Source organism: Vibrio sp. 1874, assembly GCF_033344395.1.
GTDB classification, from domain to species: domain Bacteria; phylum Pseudomonadota; class Gammaproteobacteria; order Enterobacterales; family Vibrionaceae; genus Vibrio; species Vibrio alginolyticus.
Genome location: NZ_JAWPOR010000002.1, coordinates 361,956 through 381,430 on the forward strand (window position 1 = coordinate 361,956; position 19,475 = coordinate 381,430).

Sequence of the window (19,475 nt, forward strand, 5' to 3'; positions counted from 1 at the left end):
CTAGCAAACGTTGTTCAACTAACATGTCGAGAAAACGACATGCACTAATACAGCACTTTTTTACGTTGCTGTTTTTTCGCTCCGTGCTTGTTTTTTGTATCAAGTCGTCGGCGTTGAGAAGCGCGGGTTGGTTTCGTTTTAATACGCTTCTTCTCCTGTAAAGCGGCAGCTTTTATCAATGCTTGAAGCCGATTTAGGGCGTCTTCCTTATTTTGTTCTTGTGTCCGAAATTGTTGCGCTTTGATGATGATCACGCCATCTTTACTTATACGACTATCAGAAAGTGCAAGTAATCGCTCTTTGTAAAAGTCAGGTAAGCTTGAATGCCGGATATCAAAGCGCAGGTGTATAGCGGACGCTACCTTGTTAACGTTCTGGCCACCATTTCCTTGAGCTCTAATTGGGGATAATTGAATTTCCCACTCTTGAATTGTGACGGAGTTCGAAATTTTGAGCATGATAAGTAAATGCCGGTAAGGACGATTGAAAGAGCTGATAAATTAACATTACAGATGCACAAATAGAAGAAAAGACATGAGCACGATTGATTTTAGACCCTATGAGGGATTCATATTTGATATGGATGGTACTCTAATCGATACCATGCCAGCCCATTTGGCAGCTTGGCAAGCAACTGCTGAGCGTTTTGATTTTCCGTTTTGCCAGGAATGGTTTCACAGTTTGGGAGGGATGCCGAGCTTTAAAATTGTTGAGGAACTAAATCGTGTGCATGAGCTTTCATTAGATCCTAAAACTGTCGCGACATTTAAAATGGAAACATTCGCTGCTATGGAGCTTCATGGTGACGTTATTCCTTGCACGAACATCGTGTTAGAGGAATATTTAGGCCATAAGAAAATTGCAGTCGGGACTGGCAGCCAACGAGAAAGTGCCATGCGCTTATTAAGCCATGCAGGTTTATTAGACAAGTTGGATGTTGTAGTAACCGCGAGTGATGTAGAGAACCATAAACCCTTTCCAGATACCTTTTTGGTGGCCGCGGAACAACTCGACTTGGAGGCGTCACAGTGTCTTGTGTTCGAGGATACTGAGTTGGGGAAGCGAGCGGCGCATGCAGCTGGTATGGATTGCGTTATGGTGCAAGATAATGAGTTGATCTTTTTCCCAAAACCATAGTGGCAATATCCCTTAATATGAGATCAAAATGGGGTGCAAATGCACCCCATTAATTTTTTACCACATCATCGATCATGAATCATAGATGCTTATTCTGGTTGAACTAGCTCTTGGTATTCAAATGAAGGTACCACAACTTCTACGCGACGGTTTTTCTCACGACCTTCGCGAGTGCTGTTGTCAGCAACTGGGTTTTCTTCACCCATACCTTTAACTGTCAAACGATCTGAACCAATGCCAGCTGCGGTTAGGTAATCAGCAACAGATTGAGCACGACGCTCAGACAGTTTTTGGTTGTATGCCGCAGGGCCTGAGCTATCCGTGTAACCAGTAATCTCTACTTGAGCTTGAGGATATTCGTTCAAGAATGAAACAAAGTTGTCCAGACGTTCAGAAACGGACTCTGTTAACTTAGCACTATCGAATTCAAACGTACCTGTACCGTACTCTTCTTTGTGCACCTTGCTCATCATCACTGGTTCTGGATCTGGCTCGATCACTTCTTCCGTTACAACTGCTGCAACAACTGGAGCTGCTGCGAATTTGTAGTTAACACCGATACCAAAGAAGTTAGCATCCATGTCGTCCCACACGTCGTCAGACATATCTTGGTAGCGTTGGTATTCAGCGCGAACACTCCAGTTTCTATCGATCGAGTATTCAGCACCCAAAGAACCTGTTGGGACAAAGTCTGTTTCGTCATCAGACATCATGTAAGCACCACCGATCTTAGCAAATAGATTCCAAGAGTCGTTTAAGTGCCAGTTTAATTTAGGTGCAAGTGTTAAAGCCGTTAGATTGCCGTCAATCGTATTAATCGTATTAGCCCCTGACCTAGAGTTTCCTTCATAGTCGCCTAAGAAGTCTACGCCGTACTCTAGCCCGATGATATCGGTAAAGTCATAACCGATATGTAGTCCTGCACCGAACGCTTCATCATCACAAGGGCTATTTAGATAGCAAGCGTCGTCAAGTGTAGTCATGCCCACTTTGCCCCCGATGTACATTTCAGCTTGAGCAGAGTTTAAAAGCGCGCTACTACCAGCTACCACTGCTGCTACTGCAATTGCTACTTTGTTCATAATGTTTCCTTGTATTGATTGCATATTAACTTCTACTTCGTTTTATCAAAAAATTAGAAAAAACCAGCGTTTATAAGAAATTAGTTTAATATTCTAATCATTTCATATCAAGCAACAATATATTTGAACTTGATCAACATTTACTACCCAAAAATACCTCACAAACTTCTGATATTTCTTACATTGTAGTAAAGATTTTTTGGTGCATAAGAAAATTGATGATTATTTTGAACTTTTTTTTCGTAAACTTTACTTTACATTGTGCGCAGTGGTTAACAGGTGGTTTTTATTTGCATTTATTTGCAAAAACTGATTGCAAGTCTACGCCTAAGCCGATAAGTTACTTAAACGCTAGACAGAAAATGACCACAGCCCTTGATGCTGCTCGCTTTGTGAACAATGTTGCAATGAGTTCAGTTGGTAAAAATGGGGTCGGAAATAAAACCAGGAAGTAGAAGTAATGTTTCAAACTGATGATGTAAGAATAAATAGAGTAAAAGAGTTATTGCCACCTGTTGCAGTATTAGAGAAGTTCCCAGCGACTGAAACCGCTTCTTCGACCACTTTTGATTGCCGTAACGCCATTCACAATATTCTTGAAGGAAAAGACGATCGATTACTCGTGATCGTTGGCCCGTGTTCTATTCACGATCCGGCTGCCGCGGTTGAGTACGGCAAAAAGCTAAAAGTACTACGTGATGAACTGGGCGAGCAGCTTGAGGTTGTTATGCGAGTTTATTTTGAAAAGCCGCGTACGACCGTTGGTTGGAAAGGCCTTATCAATGACCCTTACTTAAATGACACCTATAAGCTAAATGATGGTCTACGTATCGGACGTAAACTTCTTCTTGATCTAACCGATATGGGCTTGCCAACGGCAAGTGAATTCTTAGATATGATCACACCTCAGTACGTGGCGGATTTGATCAGTTGGGGCGCTATCGGTGCTCGTACGACAGAATCTCAGGTTCACCGCGAGCTAGCTTCTGGTCTTTCTTGTCCTGTAGGTTTCAAAAACGGTACAGACGGGAATATTAAAATAGCGAGCGACGCGATTCGTTCTGCAAGCGCTTCCCATCACTTCCTTTCAGTAACAAAATACGGTCATTCCGCGATCGTAGAAACCGCTGGTAATCCAGACTGCCATATTATTCTACGTGGCGGTAAAGAACCAAACTACAGTGGAGCACATGTAGCTCAAATTAAAGATGAGCTGGACACCGCAGGTCTGCCGAAAAAAGTGATGATTGATTTTAGCCATGCTAACAGCTCGAAGCAGTTCAAGCGTCAAATGCTGGTGTCTGATGATGTATCCGAGCAAATCTCTGCTGGCGAAGAAGCCATTTTTGGTGTGATGATCGAGTCTCATTTAGTTGAAGGTCGCCAAGACTTAGTGGATGGCAAAGCAGCCACTTATGGTCAGTCGATTACTGATGCATGTATTGGTTGGGAAGATACGGAAACGGTACTTCGTCAGCTTTCTGATGCAGTAAAAGCGCGCCGCAACAAGTAAGCTCAACAGAAAAACTTTTTAAAAGCGAAAAGTGAATAGTGAAGAGCCAGAGGTACTATGCCTCTGGCTCTTTTTGTTGAGAATTACTCTCATATCTTTCTATTGTTTCTGCTTTCCTATATGTTATCTGTATACGTCGTAACCAAAAGGAATTTGGAATTGAATCGTAATGTATGGCTTCTATCCCTCTGCCAAGCCTTATTAATGACAGGGAATATTTTACTCATATCTGTTATTGCCCTTATTGGCAAAACACTTGCGCCGTCATCAAGTTTTATCACATTACCAGTTGCACTGCAGTTTTTGGGACTGATGGCCGCGACAATTCCTGCGTCGCTAATTATGGGCAAGTTAGGGCGTCGCCTTGGTTTTAGCCTTGGTAATGTCATTGGCATTTTGGGTGCTAGTCTAGCGACGTATGCATTAAGTCAACAAAACTTCTATCTGTTCTGCATGTCTACGTTTTTGCTTGGTGTTGGTATAGGTTTCGGTACTCTATACAGGTTTGCTGCCATTGAAGTGTGTGAAGAGTCGGCAAGGCATAGGGCGATTTCGATATCTATGGCGGGTGGGGTGTTAGCGGCGATCCTTGGGCCTAATCTGGCCGTGTACTCGCAGCAGTGGTCAGATGATGGCTTATACATTAGTGCATTTGCTGTGCTTGTCGTGCTTTATATAACCGCGTTGGTTGTGCTGCAAACCATTCGTTTTCCACCTGCACACACGCAGGCGCTACACGCTAAGGCGGATAAGCTGAGACTGATTATTCGTCGACCTAATTTCATGCTGGCAGTTATCGCGGCAATGGTTGCGTACGCGGTGATGAACATTTTAATGACAGCAACTCCTTTAGCGATGATTGGTTGTGGCTTTGATTTTGATAAAGCGGCGGGAGTGATCGAATGGCACGTGTTGGGTATGTTTGCACCTGCGTTTGTCACGGGCCGTCTGATAGAACGGTTTGGCGCTAAGAATATGATTTTGGCGGGTGGATTGCTATTTGTTGCTTGTATTGGAATTAATATACATGGAGTGTCTATCTGGCATTTTAGTCTTGCTTTAATCCTGTTAGGAATAGGGTGGAACTTTATGTTTATCGCAGCAACCGGGCTGTTTAGTCAAAGCTATGAAGCGAAAAACAGAAGCAAGGCTCAAGCGTTTAATGAATTCTTCGTGTTCAGTTGTGTCACCATCACCGCATTACTATCTGGTTGGCTTGAGTCTACCGTAGGTTGGCAGAATCTTAATTTGTATGTTCTTCCATTTGTGTTACTCGTTATCGCGATGTTTGCGTTAAAAACGAATAAAAAGCCAGAATCACAAACCGCTTAATTAAGTCTTAATATATAACCCGGCCTATCGTGTCGGGTTTGTTTATTAGCTCAAATCAACAATCTCCTCTTTATGTTTTTATCGATAATGTGAATTCCCACAATAAAAATGTCGATTTGATAAGACTTTTTATCTAACTTTTTGTAATAAAAATAAAAATCCTGTATATATCTTGCCGATAATCAATAAAAACTAAAGAAGTTTCGTCTATGTCAGCCAATATTTCTCATAAAGCTCAAGAAACTCTCGTGAGGGAGTCTGAGGAACTCGTCTCAACAACGAACTTACAAGGCGTTATTACATATTGTAATAACGCCTTTTGCCGCGTTGCTGAATACACTCACGAAGAACTTGTCGGTCAGAACCACAATATAGTTCGTCATAATGATATGCCTAAAGCCGCTTTCGGTGACATGTGGGCACGCCTTAAACAAGGTAAAGCCTGGCGTGGAATGGTTAAGAATGCCACTAAGTCTGGCGGTTACTATTGGGTTGATGCTTATGTCACCCCTATCTACGAAGACAACCATGTTGTTGGGTATCAATCAGTGCGCGTGAAACCAAAGCGAGAGTGGGTTGATATTGCGACAAAAGCCTACAAAAGCATGCGTACTGCAGAGGAGTCTGGTCGAACTTGGTCGTTGAAAATCAATGAAACCATTCGCTATGCGATTCTACTTGGTGCACTAACCGCACCTGCAACCGCATATGCGTTGTCTGTTGAAGGGCCGTTGGCTTGGCTTGCAAGTGCGTTACCTGCAAGTGTTCTGGCTCTGTTATTCCGCCAAGAGTTAATTGATACACCTCAGCAACTTAAAAAGTTACAAAAGCAATATGACAGCGTAAGTCGCTTGATCTATTCCGGTAACACGGCATTTTCGATTGCCGATTTCCATATCAAAATGCTATCCGCAAGAATTCGAACCGTGTTAGGAAGAATGACTGACTCCGCATTGCCTTTGCAGCATTGCGCCGAAGAGCTTAGTCAAACAACGGCAGAAGTCTCGGCTGCATTAAATCAGCAAAATACCGATATTCATCGTGTGCGAGATGCTACCCAAGAGGTGGAGTTGTCGGCAAATTCGGTTTCTTCGAGTACCAATGATGCCCATATGTTGATTGATGATACATTGAAGTCATGCTTGATGGCGAAGGAGACCATCGATCAAACGCACACCAATCTAGCGCAATTAAGTCTTCAAGCTGAAAAAGCGACGGAAACGACGTATCAACTGAGTGATCAGGCGCAGAAGGTGAACCATTTGATGGAAGAGATTGGTGGGATCGCAGAGCAAACCAATTTACTGGCACTTAACGCGGCGATTGAAGCAGCAAGGGCAGGGGAGCAAGGTCGTGGTTTTGCTGTTGTAGCTGATGAGGTCCGCGCGCTTTCTGGGCGTACATCCAATGCAACTGAACAAATCCAAGCTTCTATCTCCACTATGTTGGCAACGATTCAAAGTTGGCAGAAAGATATTCTGGCAAACAAAGAGCAAACCGATGCCTGTTCTCAAGTAGCAGAACAAAGCGCGTTGCGTTTGTCTGAAGTTGAACAGATGATGCAAACCATGAGTGGGCTGATGGTTGATGTAGCAGAAGCGGCGAATAACCAGTTAAAGCTATCTAGTGATGTAAACCAGCACATTCATTCTATCGCTTCGACCGCAGAACAAAACTTGGCAGCAACACATTCAGTTGAACAAAACAGCCGACAGTTGAAAGACCAAGTACAAGATTTCTATCAGCTCGCACTTCGATTTGAAGACAAATAGTCGTAACGAAAGTTGTGATGTTTATGTCCTGGCTGCGTTTATGCGAATAGGAGCCAGATAAAAGAAAGCCCCGCCATTGCTGGTGGGGCTTTTCAGTTTTCACATTCGCAATAGAGAAAACTGACTATCTTTTTACTGCAATTACGCGAGTAGCTCTTTTGCTGTGTTCACTACGTTTTCAGTCGTGAAACCAAACATTTTGAATAGTTCGCCAGCTGGTGCAGATTCACCGAATGAAGTCATACCGATGATGCGACCGTCGAAGCCTACGTACTTGTACCAGAAGTCAGCAATACCTGCTTCAATTGCGATACGTGCTGTTACGTCTGATGGCAGTACAGCTTCACGGTAAGCGGCGTCTTGTTTGTCGAATGCGTCTGTTGATGGCATTGAAACAACGCGTACTTTCTTACCTTCAGCAGTTAGCTGTGCTGCTGCTTCTACTGCTAGTTCAACTTCAGAACCTGTTGCGATAAGGATTAGCTCTGGCTTGCCTTCGCAATCTTTCAGAATGTAAGCACCTTTCGCGATGTCTGCTACTTGTTCTGCTGTGCGCTCTTGTTGCGCAAGGTTTTGACGAGAGAAGATAAGTGCTGTCGGTGCATCTTTACGTTCAATCGCTAGTTTCCAAGCTACAGCGGACTCAACTTGGTCACATGGACGCCATGTGCTCATGTTTGGTGTTAGGCGTAGCGATGCCATTTGCTCAACTGGTTGGTGAGTTGGACCATCTTCGCCAAGACCGATAGAGTCATGCGTGTACACTTGGATGTTCTGAATTTTCATCAGCGCAGCCATACGCATTGCGTTACGTGCGTACTCCATGAACATTAGGAATGTTGCGCCGTAAGGAACGAAACCACCGTGTAGCGCGATACCGTTCATGATCGCTGTCATACCGAATTCACGTACGCCGTAGTGGATGTAGTTACCAGAGAAGTCGCTTGCTTCTAGAGACTTAGAACCAGACCACATGGTTAGGTTAGAAGGTGCTAGGTCAGCAGAGCCACCCATGAACTCTGGTAGTAGAGCACCAAATGCTTCTAGAGCATTTTGAGACGCTTTACGTGATGCAATGTTTGCTGGGTTAGCTTGAAGATCAGCAATGATTTGGCTTGCTTTCTCTTCCCACTGTGCAGGAAGCTCACCGCTTACGCGGCGTTTAAATTCAGCTGCCAGCTCAGGGTACGCTGCTTCATAAGCTGCAAATTTCTCGTTCCACGCTGCTTCCTTAGCTGCGCCTGTTTCTTTCGCTGACCATTCTGCGTAGACTTCTTGCGGAATTTCAAAAGGACCGTGCTCCCAACCTAGTTCTTTGCGTGTTGCTGCGATTTCTTCTGCACCTAGTGGCGCACCGTGACAATCGTGTGAACCAGATTTGTTTGGTGAACCAAAACCGATGATAGTCTTAGTACAGATAAGTGTAGGACGTGGATCCGCTTTCGCTGCTTCAATTGCTGCGTTGATTGCGTCAGCATCGTGACCATCGACTGCAGGGATTACGTGCCAACCGTAAGCTTCGAAACGCTTAGGTGTGTCGTCAGAGAACCAACCTTCAACGTGACCGTCGATAGAGATGCCGTTGTCATCCCAGAACGCGATCAGCTTGCCTAGACCTAGAGTACCTGCAAGAGAACATGCCTCGTGCGAAATACCTTCCATCAGACAGCCGTCGCCCATGAACACGTAAGTGAAGTGGTCAACGATGTCGTGGCCTTCTTTGTTGAATTGCGCTGCTAGCGCTTTTTCAGCTAGAGCCATACCAACCGCGTTAGTGATGCCTTGACCTAGCGGACCCGTTGTGGTCTCGATACCTGGCGCGTAACCATACTCTGGGTGACCAGGAGTTTTAGAGTGAAGCTGACGGAAGTTTTTCAGATCGTCGATAGACAACTCGTAACCTGCAAGGTGCAGTAGAGAGTAAATCAGCATTGAGCCATGGCCGTTAGACAGTACGAAACGGTCGCGGTCTGCCCACTCAGGGTTTGATGGGTTGTGGTTTAGATGAGAGCGCCAAAGAACTTCAGCGATGTCAGCCATACCCATAGGTGCACCTGGGTGACCAGAGTTAGCTTGTTGAACACCATCCATGCTTAGCGCACGGATTGCATTTGCTAGATGTTTACGATCCATAGTGATTACTTCTCGATATTTGATTTAAATAGAGGGAACTCGCCGAAACAAGTTCAAATAGAATTTTTTGAAAATAGTGCTGATGGTAAAAGCGAGTAGACGGGCTACTCGCTTTTGGTAAGCAATTAAAGCTTAGCTTCGATCATCGCTTCTAGTTTGCCTTGGTCAACGGCGAAGTTGCGGATACCTTCAGCCAGCTTCTCAACAGCCATTGGGTCTTGGTTATGTTCCCATAGGAATTCAGCGTGAGTCATTGGTGCTGGACGCTCAGCTGCGCCTTTAGAATCAACTAGTTTCTCAACTACTTCACCTTCAGCTGCTTCTAGTTCTGCAAGTAGAGCAGGAGCGATAGTTAGACGGTCACAACCAGCTAGTTCTAAGATCTCACCGATATTACGGAAGCTTGCGCCCATAACTACAGTTTTGTAGCCGTATTCTTTGTAGTAGTTGTAGATCTTAGTTACAGATAGTACGCCTGGATCTTCTTGAGCTTCGAAGTCACGGCCTTCTTTCGCTTTGTACCAGTCCATGATACGACCAACGAATGGCGAGATTAGGAATACACCCGCTTCTGCACAAGCACGTGCTTGAGCGAACGAGAATAGAAGCGTTAGGTTACAGTTGATGCCTTCTTTTTCTAGGATCTCAGCTGCGCGAATGCCTTCCCAAGTTGAAGCCAGTTTGATAAGGATACGGTCGTTAGTGATGCCAGCATCGTTGTACATTTTCACTAGTTGACGAGCTTTCGCTACGCTGCCTTCCATATCGTAAGATAGACGAGCGTCTACTTCTGTAGAGATACGACCTGGGATAGTTTTTAGGATTTCTTTACCGATGTTTACTGCAAGCATGTCACAAGTATCTTGAACTTGTTGAGCTTTGTCGTTGCTCTGTGCTTTAGCGTATTCGATTGAAGCATCGATTAGAGGTGCGTACTCTGCGATTTGAGCGGCTTTAAGGATAAGAGAAGGGTTAGTTGTTGCGTCTTCTGGCTGATACTTTTTAATTGCATCAATCTCGCCAGTGTCTGCTACTACAGTCGTTAGTTTACGAAGTTGCTCTAACTTGTTGCTCATAATCGATCATCCTATTTAAATGGGCTTAAGCGTGATTTTTGTTATCACAGCTTGTGCATTTGCAAGCGAGTTAGCTAACCGTCTCATCGCATTTAATGAGACATCTGCTCAGCCAACTACGGAAAATTTCGTTACCGAACAAATGCTATGAACATTTGATCGATAGCTGAGTAAATGATGTGTCCATATTTATCCTATCTATGCTGAAAGTCAATCGCTGAAATGGACTTATAGTGAACTTCATCAACGTTTTTTTACTGTGTGTTTAGTGGTTAACCCAAATAAACGTTTGCCCTTATTGTTCAAAGCTTGAGCGTTGTCCAAGAGGGTAAAAAATTGTAGTGAGAAAATGTTATTGCGATGAGCAAATGTAGCGTTTAAATTGATAAAGAACATATGCTAAGTCAATGAGCATATGTTCACTTATTGCATACAATATCGATCCTCTTAAAGGGCGAGAGAAACCATGAGCAGTTCTAATCAAGATATTTCCATTGAAAACACGGATTTGTTGACAGAGATTTCCGTCGCGTATTATCAAGACGGTGCGACTCAGGAAGAGATATCGAGAAAATTTGCCATATCACGCGCAAAGGTTGGGCGAATGCTCAAGCAGGCGCGTGATGAAGGCATTGTTGAAATTACCGTTAAATACCATCCGGTGTTCAGCGCCAAGATCGAACAACGTTTGATCGAGCGATTCGGCGTTAAGCGCGCGCTTGTGGCTCTTGATCAACCGAATGAAGAAGCGCAACGACTACAGGTATCGGGATTGGTGTCCAATTATCTCACTAGCACGCTCAAAAACGGCATGGTGGTGACGGTCGGACAAGGGCGCAACGTGTCGTCTGTCGCTCACCATATTGGTGTTATTACGCCGCGTGATTGTAAATTTGTGTGTGGCATTGGTGGTATTCATCCGCGTGGCGGTATGTATAACGCCGACCATATTTGTCGTCAGTTGGCGAAGAAATATGGGGGGACCTCTGAAACCCTTTATGCGCCGGCTTACGCAGAAAACAGAGAACAGAAGTTGGCCTTTATGCAAAATGCAACCGTGAAACAAACGCTCGACCTAGCACGTAAAGCCGATGTCGCTTTGGTTGGTATTGGTGACATGAGCGAAAACAGTTACATGGTCGACTTAGGTTGGTTTACGCCTGATGAAGTGGTTCAGTCGAGACTTCAACAAGGTGTGGTAGGGGATTTTGCAGGTTATGACTTCTTTGATATTCACGGTAATGTAGCGAACACGGTAATGAGTGACCGAGTAATTGGACTTGGTATTGAAGAGTTTCGGCCGATCTCGGAAGTCATTGCGATCGCAGCAGAGAACAGCAAGCCGCTCGCTCTACTCGGAGCATTAAGAACTGGAGCGATAGACGTGATCGCCACGAGCGTTAGCAACGCATTAACCGTGCTCAACTTAGATGAGCAAATGCACGGCAACGCGACATCTGAACGCTAACGGAAATAGTCGGCTTTTGATTTAGTCAGGCTATGAGGAGGGACAAATCACTCATAGCCAGTTTCTATTTCGAAATGACAAGTTTGGTTTAAAAGCTGCGTTTAGTTTATTGGAACACATCATCTTTAGATAAACGTAAGATACTATGTTAAACAGACACTTGTCTTAACGCTCGATAGGTAGAGAGTGGTCAGCACCCCATTCGGTCCAAGAACCGTCGTACACCGACAGATTGTCTAGACCAATTTGATACGCCGCGAGTAATAAAATGCATGCGGTTACACCGGAACCGCAACTAAAAATAATCGAATTGTCACTATCTATCGTTAGTGCGCTAAATATCTGTTGCAACTCTGAGTTTGGTTTAATGTGACCGTTGGTCAAGAGTTCTTGAAACGGTAAGCAAACCGAATTTGGAATGTGACCACTACGTAGACCTTCCCGTGGCTCAGGCACTTCACCAAGGAATCGTGCTTTGGCTCTGGCATCGATGATGTTGGCACTTTTATTGGTTGAATGAGCAAGAACATCTTGTGCACTCAAAAAGGCATTTTGGTTGAGCTTACCCGCAAAGTTACCTCTTTCGCTTGGTTGCGATAGGGTACTTTCAACAGGGAATCCGGCTTCAATCCAAGCTGGAAGACCGCCATTTAAGACTCGAACATTATCATGTCCCATAGCTTTGAACATCCACCAAGCTCTTGGCGCGGCTAAAGTGCCAGAGTTGTCGTAAACCACAATCAAATCTTCGTTGTTCAAACCGAGTTGTAGCGCACTTTGGTTGAAGCCTTCTTCTGTTGGCATCATATGCGGCAGGGAAGAACCGGGTAAGCAAAAGTCATTGTCGTAATCAAAGCGTAAAGTATTTGGAATCCACTTATCTTGAATCTTTTTACCTTCAGAAGGGATTTGAAACGCAATACTAGCGTCGAGGAGCTTGACGTTAGGTTGGCCGAGAAGGCTATTGAGTTCATCAGTACTAATCAGTGCTTGCATTGTCTTTAGTTTGCTAGGTGGATAATCTTACTGTTTTACAACAAAAAAATCGCATGTTCAAAAGAACGATGCGATTTTTAAGTTAAAGATTGAAGATTTGTTCTGAAAGACAGCTTTCGATTTACCCAGTTACATGGTCCAAGTGTTGTCTCCAGAAGTAATCACTTTCTGAATTGGGTCACTACCGTCATAGAACCAAATTTCAACAAGTAGGCTACCTTGGCTATCAGAAACATTAAAGTCGACATTTGCTGTACCATTGTTGAGTGGAACCGATGCGACTTTGCTTGGGTATTTTGCATCGTAGTTACCTGAACTGTTCTCGACAAACTCTTTGTACACGCTTAGGTGTGCTCGTTGTGAAGAGAAACCACTGATGTCTACATTGAGCGTACCTTCCGTCACTGGGTTGTAGCTAAAGCCATCTGGTACTACTAGATCCTGCATGGTTGCATTTTCTACAGTTACGGTAGTCTCTTCTACGGTTGTTTCTTCCTGTTGGGTTGTGTCTTCCTCTGCAACGGTGGTTTGGGTTGGTGGAGGTGGTGTACTGTTACCACCTCCGCCGCCACCGCCTCCGCCACAAGCCGTTAGTGCTAATCCCATGATGATTGTGATAAGTGCTTTCATAATGTTATCTCCCTATGGAATGTAGCATTTGTTAGGTGTTGGAGCGGTGTGCCAATCTGTGCTTAGTTCGCCACCAGACTCAGCCCAAGTTTGGAAGTGAGGGTATGCATCGACCATGTCTACACGCTCTAGCGGCCAATCCCAATCTTCTACTATTAACAGTGCCCAAGGTAAGTTGTTTGCTGTTTTGAAGTACACACCTTGTGCAGGGTCACTTGCATCGACGCCGACACCGAAGAGGTTTTGGTCATCAAACTGTTCTGTTGGTGCTTGGTCTGCTAAGTGAACTTCCCACTTACGCCCTGGTTGGAAAGTAATACCATCGCCATGGTAAGTGCCCGGTGTTGCAAAGATGAACGGGTCGTATGGCATGGCTTGAATGGCTGAACGGTCAGATCCTTCAGTGAAGTACACATTCAAGGTAAAGGTGAGTGAGACGTTATCATCACAGCCAGACTCTGTGCGGAAGTAGCTACAGCTGCTCGCTGCGTGTGTGCTTAAGTCTTCACTGATGATGAAAATTGCTTCATCAGAAATACTTTCCAAGCCATTAGATGCTTGTTCTACACCATTGAAGGATAGTGTTGTTAATCCGTTTTCAATCGAGCTTCTCAATACACCCGGTAGTCGGATTGCGAAGCCATTTTTGTAACTTGCACCGTAAGCCGCTAGGTCGCCAGTAATTTGAATACTCTCAACATGACCCGCAAGACTGGTTTCGGTGATGCGGAATTTTACGACCACATCGTTCATGTCGTAGTCTGCGGTGTATGGCCAGTTATCTTCGTAAGCGACGGTGGCGTAATCTTCTGCACTCGGGAAATATTCCACTGAGTAACCATTACCAGTGATGGTAATTGGGTAATCTTCCACCTCACCAGATGTCGAACCACCATCGTAGTTTAATCCGGTTTGTTGGCTAAAGCGGAATCGGCTCCAGCTAGACCCTTCCGTTGCAGCGGTTGAAACTACAAACGGTAGGGGATTATTACCCGCAGACAGTAATTGGTCGGTAAAGACTTGCTCACCTTCATCATCAAAGTCACCATCGCGGTTCCAGTCAAACCATGCTGATAGGTAGCCAGAAGTAGAAGCTGTCACATTCACAATTGAGCTTAAGCCTGGATCAAGTGCGGATACAAAACCAACACCATCTTCATCGGCTGTGCCCACAGAGTTGTCGTTTGCTTGACCGTCGGCATCACCATCTGGAGCAACAGAGCCAAGCCAAGTTGCACCGTCCACTTCGTGACGAGGACCGTTTGACGCAAGTGTTGTGTGGTAGCTGTCTGGAGCATCACCGAAATCAATTGGCTCGTCTTCGTTAATCACCGGAGCATTTGCACAACGTGCACCGTCATTTTGGCTTGAGCTTGGACCGTTGGATACAAACTCAACCGCAGGAACGATACCTGCTGCGATATTGGCTGCGTTACCTTCCGAAAGGTCAACGCGATAGATTTTTCCGTCTTGGTTACGTGAGACGTAGTAGTTGCCGTTTACATCGAAGTAGCCAGCACCAAATGTGCCTTTCTCACCTGTGTCACCTATCGCAGTTGCGCTACCATTTGATGGGTTGAACTGATATAGCACACCAGAGTTGTTGTCGATGCCGTAAAGGGAGCCATCACCTGGATGGAATGCAAAGTCGGTTAGGTTCACAGTCGCTGTTGAGCTGATTTTCACGATGCTCAATGTCGCATTTGGATCAGAATCGAGCGGAGAAAGGTCAATGGAGAAAAGTCCTTTGCCTTTGCGGTACAAGTAGTAGACGTGGTTGTAAACGTCACCTACGTAAAACGTGTGGTCGGTAGGAAGACCCGAAACATCAAGTGTCTCTGCTTGGAAGTCTTGACCAAGGCGAACAATCTTTTTGTTTGTGGTGTCGTAGCCGTAGATATAACGGTCAGTGAAGTTAAAGCCTACACCGTTGATGCCCGAAGCCAAACCTGTGTCGTCCTCTAAAAGAGTCGTAGAACCTGTAACCAAATTGACGCCATAGATTTGAACCGGGGTTGATTGGAACAGGTATGCTTTGCTTGGGCATGTGTCAAATGGCGCCGCTTGTGCATAAGAGCTCGCTATTAGAGACCCAAGTAGTAGTGATGTCCTTTTCATAATTCGCCCTCTCATTGGTTCGTGATATATGCAATGAAAGGAATGTGCCAACTTTTAAGTTGTTGAATTTTATTGGGTTAATATTTGTAAGAAGAAGGGTTTTAAATCTGATTGTCAAAATGAGAAAAAAGCCCAACATCGAGTTGGGCTTTTTGGGAATGATTAGAGGTGCAGAACTAACTACAAACCGGACAGGTGGGCATTTTCATCAGATTCATTTCTCGCCAAGACATGCTGAGCGCGTCCAAAATCAGAATTTTGCCTTTCTTTGGTTGGCCGTAATCAGCAATCACTTTGATCGTCTCCATCGCTTGTACTGCGCCAACAATACCCACAACAGGAGCCATGACTCCGGCTTCGACACAACTTAACGCACCGCTGCCGAAGAGGGCACTTAAGCACTGGTAACATGGTTGAGTTGGGTCGTCGTAAGTAAACACACTCACTTGGCCTTCCATACGAATAGCCGCGCCTGAAATTAGCGGTGTTTTAGTCGCAAAACATAGGCGGTTAAGTTGATTGCGCGTATCGACGTTATCTGATGCATCGACAACAATAGTGTGTTGCTTAATCAGGCTCTCTAACGCGGTATCATCAAGACGTTTTGCGATGGTATCTACGACAATGTGCGGATTAAGTTCACGTAGTGCATTGGCCGCCGAGTCTACCTTCTTACGACCAATATCCGCATCGTGGTGCAGCACTTGGCGCTGAAGGTTAGACAACTCGACGATATCATCATCAATCAGCGTGATTTTACCGACACCAGCAGTCGCCAAATATTGGCTTGATGCGCAGCCTAAACCGCCAGCACCAAGCATCAATACCGATGCTTGTTTGAGTGCTTCTTGTCCTTCAAAGTCAAACTGACGAAGAATGATTTGGCGGTTGTAACGCAACATTTCCTGATTGGAAAGAATATCCACAACGTCTTCCTAGTAAAGGGTTGAGTTGAATAGTTGAATCTGAACCGTTTCGCCCACTTCAACTCGGCCGCGTTCACGTTCCAATACAACAAAACAGTTCGCTAGGCTCATTGAGCGGAATGCACCAGAGCTTTGGTTACCGGTTGTTTCAACGACAAACTTGCCATCTTCCAATGTATAGATACCACGTTGGTAATCGGTACGACCTGGCGCTTTCTTAAAGGCGGTTTTGGTTGTTGCTGGAATAGATTCGGGTGCTTTCCATTCTGTATGGCCTGCAAGTTTTGCCAGCATTGGTTGAACAAGCACGTACATAGTAAGAACTGCAGAAACAGGGTTACCCGGCAGCCCACAGAACCAAGCTGTACTTAGCTTACCAAATGCGAAAGGTTTACCCGGCTTGATTGCTAACTTCCAGAAACCGATTTCACCAAGCTCTTCAAGAATGTCTTTGGTGTAATCCGCTTCGCCCACACTAACACCGCCTGAGGTCACAACCACATCTGCCAATGTTTGCGCTTGTTCAAAGGTTGCTTTCAGAGTCTCTGGGCAATCTGGAATGATACCAAGATCAACGGCTTCACAACCGAAGTTCTCGATAAGTGGTTTAATACCGTAACGGTTGCTGTCGTAGATCTGACCTTCGTCTAGCGGTTCGCCCAGTGGTTTAAGTTCATCACCAGTAGAGAAGAAAGCAACTTTTGGCTTACGTACTACTGTCACATGGCTAACACCAAGCGACGCAATCATCGGAATATCGCGAGGTGTCAAACGTGCACCTTTTGCCAGTACGATGTCGCCTTGTTTGATGTCGTCACCTGTTGGGCGGATGTTGTTTTGTGGCTTCACGTCGGTTTGGTTGAACTGAATGCCAGCATCTGTTACTTCAGTGTTTTCTTGCATGATAACGGCATCACAACCCTGTGGGATTTTTGCGCCAGTCATGATGCGAACACAGGTACCTTGAGGCCATTCACCTTCAAAAGGTTGTCCTGCAAATGATTTACCTGCCAGAGGCAATACAGAAGATGACTCAAGATCTTGAATGCGAATAGCGTAGCCATCCATTGCTGAGTTATCGAATGGCGGTACGTGAATAGGAGACAGGATGTCTTCTGCCAGTACAAAACCGAGTGCTTCAGCAAGTGGAAGAGAAAGCGTTGTTTGGATAGGTTTGATTCGCGATAACATTTTGTCCATCGCTTCTTCAATTGGCATCAAGCCAGGTGCGTCGCAGCAGCCCATTGAGAAAATCCTGTGTTCTTTTGTTTTGTGGCAACTTTACCATAAAAGGGGACTGAGTAAGAATGTCCACCTATAAAATATGGGTGTAATTATTCAAAAATCCGAGTATCCTTGTCAGCCATCCAAAAGGGGTAAAAAACCTGCGGAGCTCAAGAAAATCAGCTCAGTACCTTCATCTGATGTGACTTGGTGTAAAGACACGAACTGAGCAACTCAAAGCGAAAAGTATGAATGCAATTTTGATTGGGTTTGTACGAAGGCTGAAGTAAAACAAAAGAGGAAGTGGAATGTCAGGTCTGAGCGAGTCAGCGAAGTTAGTAAAAGAAGCGCTAGAGCAACGCGGTTTGGAAACGCCAATGCGTCCAAACAACGTAAGTCGTGAAGAGAAGAAAGAGAAGATCGAACACCACATGCGTGAGATCTTAGGTCTACTTCAACTTGACCTTACCGACGATAGCCTAGAAGAAACCCCTCACCGCATTGCTAAGATGTACGTTGACGAAATCTTCTCTGGTCTGGATTACTCCAACTTTCCTAAAATCACAGTGATTGAGAACAAGATGAACGTGAGCGAGATGGTTCGCGTGAAGGACATCACCGTAACCAGTACTTGTGAACACCACCTTGTGACCATTGATGGCAAGGCCGCTGTGGCTTACATTCCACGTGGAAAGATCATTGGCCTGTCAAAGATCAACCGTATCGTTCGCTTCTTTGCTCAGCGTCCACAAGTACAAGAGCGTATGACTCAGCAGATTCTTGTTGCACTTCAAACGCTGCTTGAGTCCGATGATGTGGCAGTGACGATTGACGCAACACACTACTGCGTGAAATCTCGCGGTGTGATGGATGCAACCAGCGAAACGACAACAACTGCATTGGGTGGCATCTTCAAGAGCAACCCAGCAACGCGTGCCGAATTTCTGCACGGTTTACGCTAGGTAACCAAGTACTATTCTAAGAGGATGGCAAACGCCATCCTTTTTTTATGCTTGTTTAGAAAATGACTTCATGATTTCTGGCCAATACATTTTGACGTAACCTGCCGATACCCAAACAACCAATACAGTCGCGATACTGAGCTCTAGAAAACCAAAGTCGTGTAGCCAGTGCCAGTGAGGGTGCGATTCGGCAAAAAAAGAGGTTAAGCGATGCATTGCGATAGCGCTGATCACGGAAGGAAAGGTTACTGCCGCGATAGAAGGTTGAAACTTCAAGCGAAGTAAGCGGAAGTAACATAAGTAGATCAATAAAGTCATAGTGATGGCGATCCCGGCCAATGCGCCTGTCAGTATCGGATCAGGTAAGGGAAAGTTCACCAAGTATGCTGCTAATGACAAGTTTACCGGCGCGGCCATAATCGCGAGGGTCGGTCTTGCTCGCCTTGGTAGAGAGCCGAAAAACACCAAACGATACAACACGAGTGGCAGCATGAAGAAATAAATGCCGATGCACATCATCGCTAACGTTTCGGAAAATAAGTTGTGACCTAGTTGAGAACCGGCTAGTGAACTACTGATCAGCCCCACCGGATAAAGAAACCAACTCGGTACGATATTGGACATTTTGAAGTTCATTAGCTGAAAGCTAAAAAACAGCACCATCATAGTAAAATGCAGCAAAAGCGCCATAAACCAAAGTGGATAAGCGATGATAGGCGCTACAGCGGCAAGGTAATCTGCAAGGATCAGTAACGCCATACTCATTGGTGCCATTAAACTACCACTCAGCGGGTGACGAATGTCGACCATGAATAATCGTGGATTAGCGGCATATTTTATGAGTACAGGGGCGAGTAAAAGTGCGCCGAGTGACGCCAAAAATGGACGTATCGGTTCACCAATCTCAGGAACATAGAGTGCCCAAGCTTGCCCTAAACCTATCATACCTAGTGCCAACGCGGCTTGAGACGGCGGGACACTATAAAACTGCACAAATCTTCTCCAGTTCAAATCTACTCCATTTGATTTTTGCCTGAATGAAACGAAACATGACGATTTGGATGAAATGCTCTATTTAAGTAGCGAATACTAACAAGTATGGAGAG

16 protein-coding genes are annotated in these 19,475 nt (G+C 45.1%); 6 read left to right on the plus strand and 10 right to left on the minus strand.

Features of this window, described 5'->3' with window-relative positions:
• Positions 1 to 44: 44 nt before the first annotated feature.
• Positions 45 to 458 carry an alternative ribosome rescue aminoacyl-tRNA hydrolase ArfB gene (arfB, locus tag R8N46_RS05680; RefSeq protein WP_017635196.1) on the minus strand — a complete coding sequence of 138 codons (414 nt, stop codon included), beginning with the start codon at positions 456 to 458 and terminating at the stop codon, positions 45 to 47.
• A 76-nt stretch (positions 459 to 534) separates the two neighbouring features.
• Here arfB and R8N46_RS05685 point away from each other — a divergent pair, with 76 nt between their 5' ends.
• A complete protein-coding gene (locus R8N46_RS05685) occupies positions 535 to 1,137 on the plus strand; it encodes a beta-phosphoglucomutase family hydrolase (protein WP_017819896.1) in 603 nt (200 codons plus the stop codon).
• Positions 1,138 to 1,226: 89 nt separating this feature from the next.
• On the opposite strand, the gene R8N46_RS05690 is transcribed toward R8N46_RS05685, so the two are convergent.
• Positions 1,227 to 2,219 (minus strand): OmpA family protein, encoded by a 993-nt coding sequence (locus R8N46_RS05690; RefSeq protein WP_171346089.1) that lies wholly within the window; start codon positions 2,217 to 2,219, stop codon positions 1,227 to 1,229.
• A gap of 460 nt (positions 2,220 to 2,679) precedes the next feature.
• Between R8N46_RS05690 and aroG the strand changes: the two genes are divergently transcribed.
• The 3 genes from aroG to R8N46_RS05705 all read left to right on the plus strand — a co-directional run bounded on the left by aroG (position 2,680) and on the right by R8N46_RS05705 (position 6,836).
• Positions 2,680 to 3,732: a 3-deoxy-7-phosphoheptulonate synthase AroG gene (gene aroG, locus R8N46_RS05695; RefSeq protein WP_213972228.1), complete on the plus strand. Its 1,053-nt coding sequence runs from the start codon at positions 2,680 to 2,682 to the stop codon at positions 3,730 to 3,732.
• A gap of 159 nt (positions 3,733 to 3,891) precedes the next feature.
• Positions 3,892 to 5,064 carry an MFS transporter gene (locus tag R8N46_RS05700; RefSeq protein ID WP_021035943.1) on the plus strand — a complete coding sequence of 391 codons (1,173 nt, stop codon included), beginning with the start codon at positions 3,892 to 3,894 and terminating at the stop codon, positions 5,062 to 5,064.
• Positions 5,065 to 5,273: 209 nt separating this feature from the next.
• Complete coding sequence (locus R8N46_RS05705; RefSeq protein ID WP_318098338.1) at positions 5,274 to 6,836, plus strand: PAS domain-containing methyl-accepting chemotaxis protein; 1,563 nt, start codon at positions 5,274 to 5,276, stop codon at positions 6,834 to 6,836.
• Between the two features lie 141 nt (positions 6,837 to 6,977).
• Here the strand turns inward: R8N46_RS05705 and tkt are convergent, their stop codons facing one another.
• Together tkt and tal are read right to left on the minus strand one after the other, a co-directional pair.
• The gene (tkt, locus tag R8N46_RS05710) at positions 6,978 to 8,969 is read right to left on the minus strand and encodes a transketolase (RefSeq protein WP_132937179.1); all 1,992 of its coding nucleotides are present in this window, start codon (positions 8,967 to 8,969) and stop codon (positions 6,978 to 6,980) included.
• Positions 8,970 to 9,094: 125 nt separating this feature from the next.
• Positions 9,095 to 10,045 (minus strand): transaldolase, encoded by a 951-nt coding sequence (gene tal / locus R8N46_RS05715; RefSeq protein ID WP_005373488.1) that lies wholly within the window; start codon positions 10,043 to 10,045, stop codon positions 9,095 to 9,097.
• A gap of 466 nt (positions 10,046 to 10,511) precedes the next feature.
• On the opposite strand from tal, the gene R8N46_RS05720 reads away from it, so the two are divergent.
• Entirely contained in the window at positions 10,512 to 11,513 is a 1,002-nt protein-coding gene (locus R8N46_RS05720; RefSeq protein ID WP_005387670.1) for a sugar-binding transcriptional regulator, read from the plus strand.
• A 165-nt stretch (positions 11,514 to 11,678) separates the two neighbouring features.
• Here the strand turns inward: R8N46_RS05720 and R8N46_RS05725 are convergent, their stop codons facing one another.
• The 5 genes from R8N46_RS05725 to moeA all read right to left on the minus strand — a co-directional run bounded on the left by R8N46_RS05725 (position 11,679) and on the right by moeA (position 17,428).
• Positions 11,679 to 12,509 (minus strand): sulfurtransferase, encoded by an 831-nt coding sequence (locus R8N46_RS05725; RefSeq protein WP_053304520.1) that lies wholly within the window; start codon positions 12,507 to 12,509, stop codon positions 11,679 to 11,681.
• 129 nt (positions 12,510 to 12,638) lie between these two features.
• Positions 12,639 to 13,139, minus strand: coding sequence for a hypothetical protein (locus tag R8N46_RS05730; protein WP_213972226.1), 501 nt, complete (start codon positions 13,137 to 13,139; stop codon positions 12,639 to 12,641).
• Between the two features lie 12 nt (positions 13,140 to 13,151).
• Complete coding sequence (locus R8N46_RS05735; RefSeq protein WP_213910141.1) at positions 13,152 to 15,257, minus strand: LruC domain-containing protein; 2,106 nt, start codon at positions 15,255 to 15,257, stop codon at positions 13,152 to 13,154.
• A 176-nt stretch (positions 15,258 to 15,433) separates the two neighbouring features.
• Entirely contained in the window at positions 15,434 to 16,183 is a 750-nt protein-coding gene (gene moeB / locus R8N46_RS05740) for a molybdopterin-synthase adenylyltransferase MoeB (RefSeq protein WP_065275195.1), read from the minus strand.
• A 9-nt stretch (positions 16,184 to 16,192) separates the two neighbouring features.
• Positions 16,193 to 17,428 carry a molybdopterin molybdotransferase MoeA gene (moeA, locus tag R8N46_RS05745; protein ID WP_017635208.1) on the minus strand — a complete coding sequence of 412 codons (1,236 nt, stop codon included), beginning with the start codon at positions 17,426 to 17,428 and terminating at the stop codon, positions 16,193 to 16,195.
• Between the two features lie 287 nt (positions 17,429 to 17,715).
• On the opposite strand from moeA, the gene folE reads away from it, so the two are divergent.
• The gene (folE, locus tag R8N46_RS05750; protein ID WP_005373478.1) at positions 17,716 to 18,369 is read left to right on the plus strand and encodes a GTP cyclohydrolase I FolE; all 654 of its coding nucleotides are present in this window, start codon (positions 17,716 to 17,718) and stop codon (positions 18,367 to 18,369) included.
• A gap of 45 nt (positions 18,370 to 18,414) precedes the next feature.
• Here the strand turns inward: folE and R8N46_RS05755 are convergent, their stop codons facing one another.
• Entirely contained in the window at positions 18,415 to 19,362 is a 948-nt protein-coding gene (locus R8N46_RS05755) for a TDT family transporter (protein ID WP_005373475.1), read from the minus strand.
• Positions 19,363 to 19,475: the final 113 nt, after the last annotated feature.

Bases quoted from the DNA above. Each gene is read 5' to 3' on its own strand.
- R8N46_RS05725 (WP_053304520.1), bottom strand. From the start codon at position 12,509: ATGCAAGCACTGATTAGTACTGATGAACTCAATAGCCTTCTCGGCCAA.
- tal (WP_005373488.1), bottom strand. From the start codon at position 10,045: ATGAGCAACAAGTTAGAGCAACTTCGTAAACTAACGACTGTAGTAGCA.
- moeA (WP_017635208.1), bottom strand. From the start codon at position 17,428: ATGGGCTGCTGCGACGCACCTGGCTTGATGCCAATTGAAGAAGCGATG.
- R8N46_RS05705 (WP_318098338.1), top strand. From the start codon at position 5,274: ATGTCAGCCAATATTTCTCATAAAGCTCAAGAAACTCTCGTGAGGGAG.
- folE (WP_005373478.1), top strand. From the start codon at position 17,716: ATGTCAGGTCTGAGCGAGTCAGCGAAGTTAGTAAAAGAAGCGCTAGAG.
- R8N46_RS05735 (WP_213910141.1), bottom strand. From the start codon at position 15,257: ATGAAAAGGACATCACTACTACTTGGGTCTCTAATAGCGAGCTCTTAT.
- arfB (WP_017635196.1), bottom strand. From the start codon at position 458: ATGCTCAAAATTTCGAACTCCGTCACAATTCAAGAGTGGGAAATTCAA.
- tkt (WP_132937179.1), bottom strand. From the start codon at position 8,969: ATGGATCGTAAACATCTAGCAAATGCAATCCGTGCGCTAAGCATGGAT.
- aroG (WP_213972228.1), top strand. From the start codon at position 2,680: ATGTTTCAAACTGATGATGTAAGAATAAATAGAGTAAAAGAGTTATTG.
- R8N46_RS05730 (WP_213972226.1), bottom strand. From the start codon at position 13,139: ATGAAAGCACTTATCACAATCATCATGGGATTAGCACTAACGGCTTGT.
- R8N46_RS05690 (WP_171346089.1), bottom strand. From the start codon at position 2,219: ATGAACAAAGTAGCAATTGCAGTAGCAGCAGTGGTAGCTGGTAGTAGC.
- R8N46_RS05685 (WP_017819896.1), top strand. From the start codon at position 535: ATGAGCACGATTGATTTTAGACCCTATGAGGGATTCATATTTGATATG.
- R8N46_RS05720 (WP_005387670.1), top strand. From the start codon at position 10,512: ATGAGCAGTTCTAATCAAGATATTTCCATTGAAAACACGGATTTGTTG.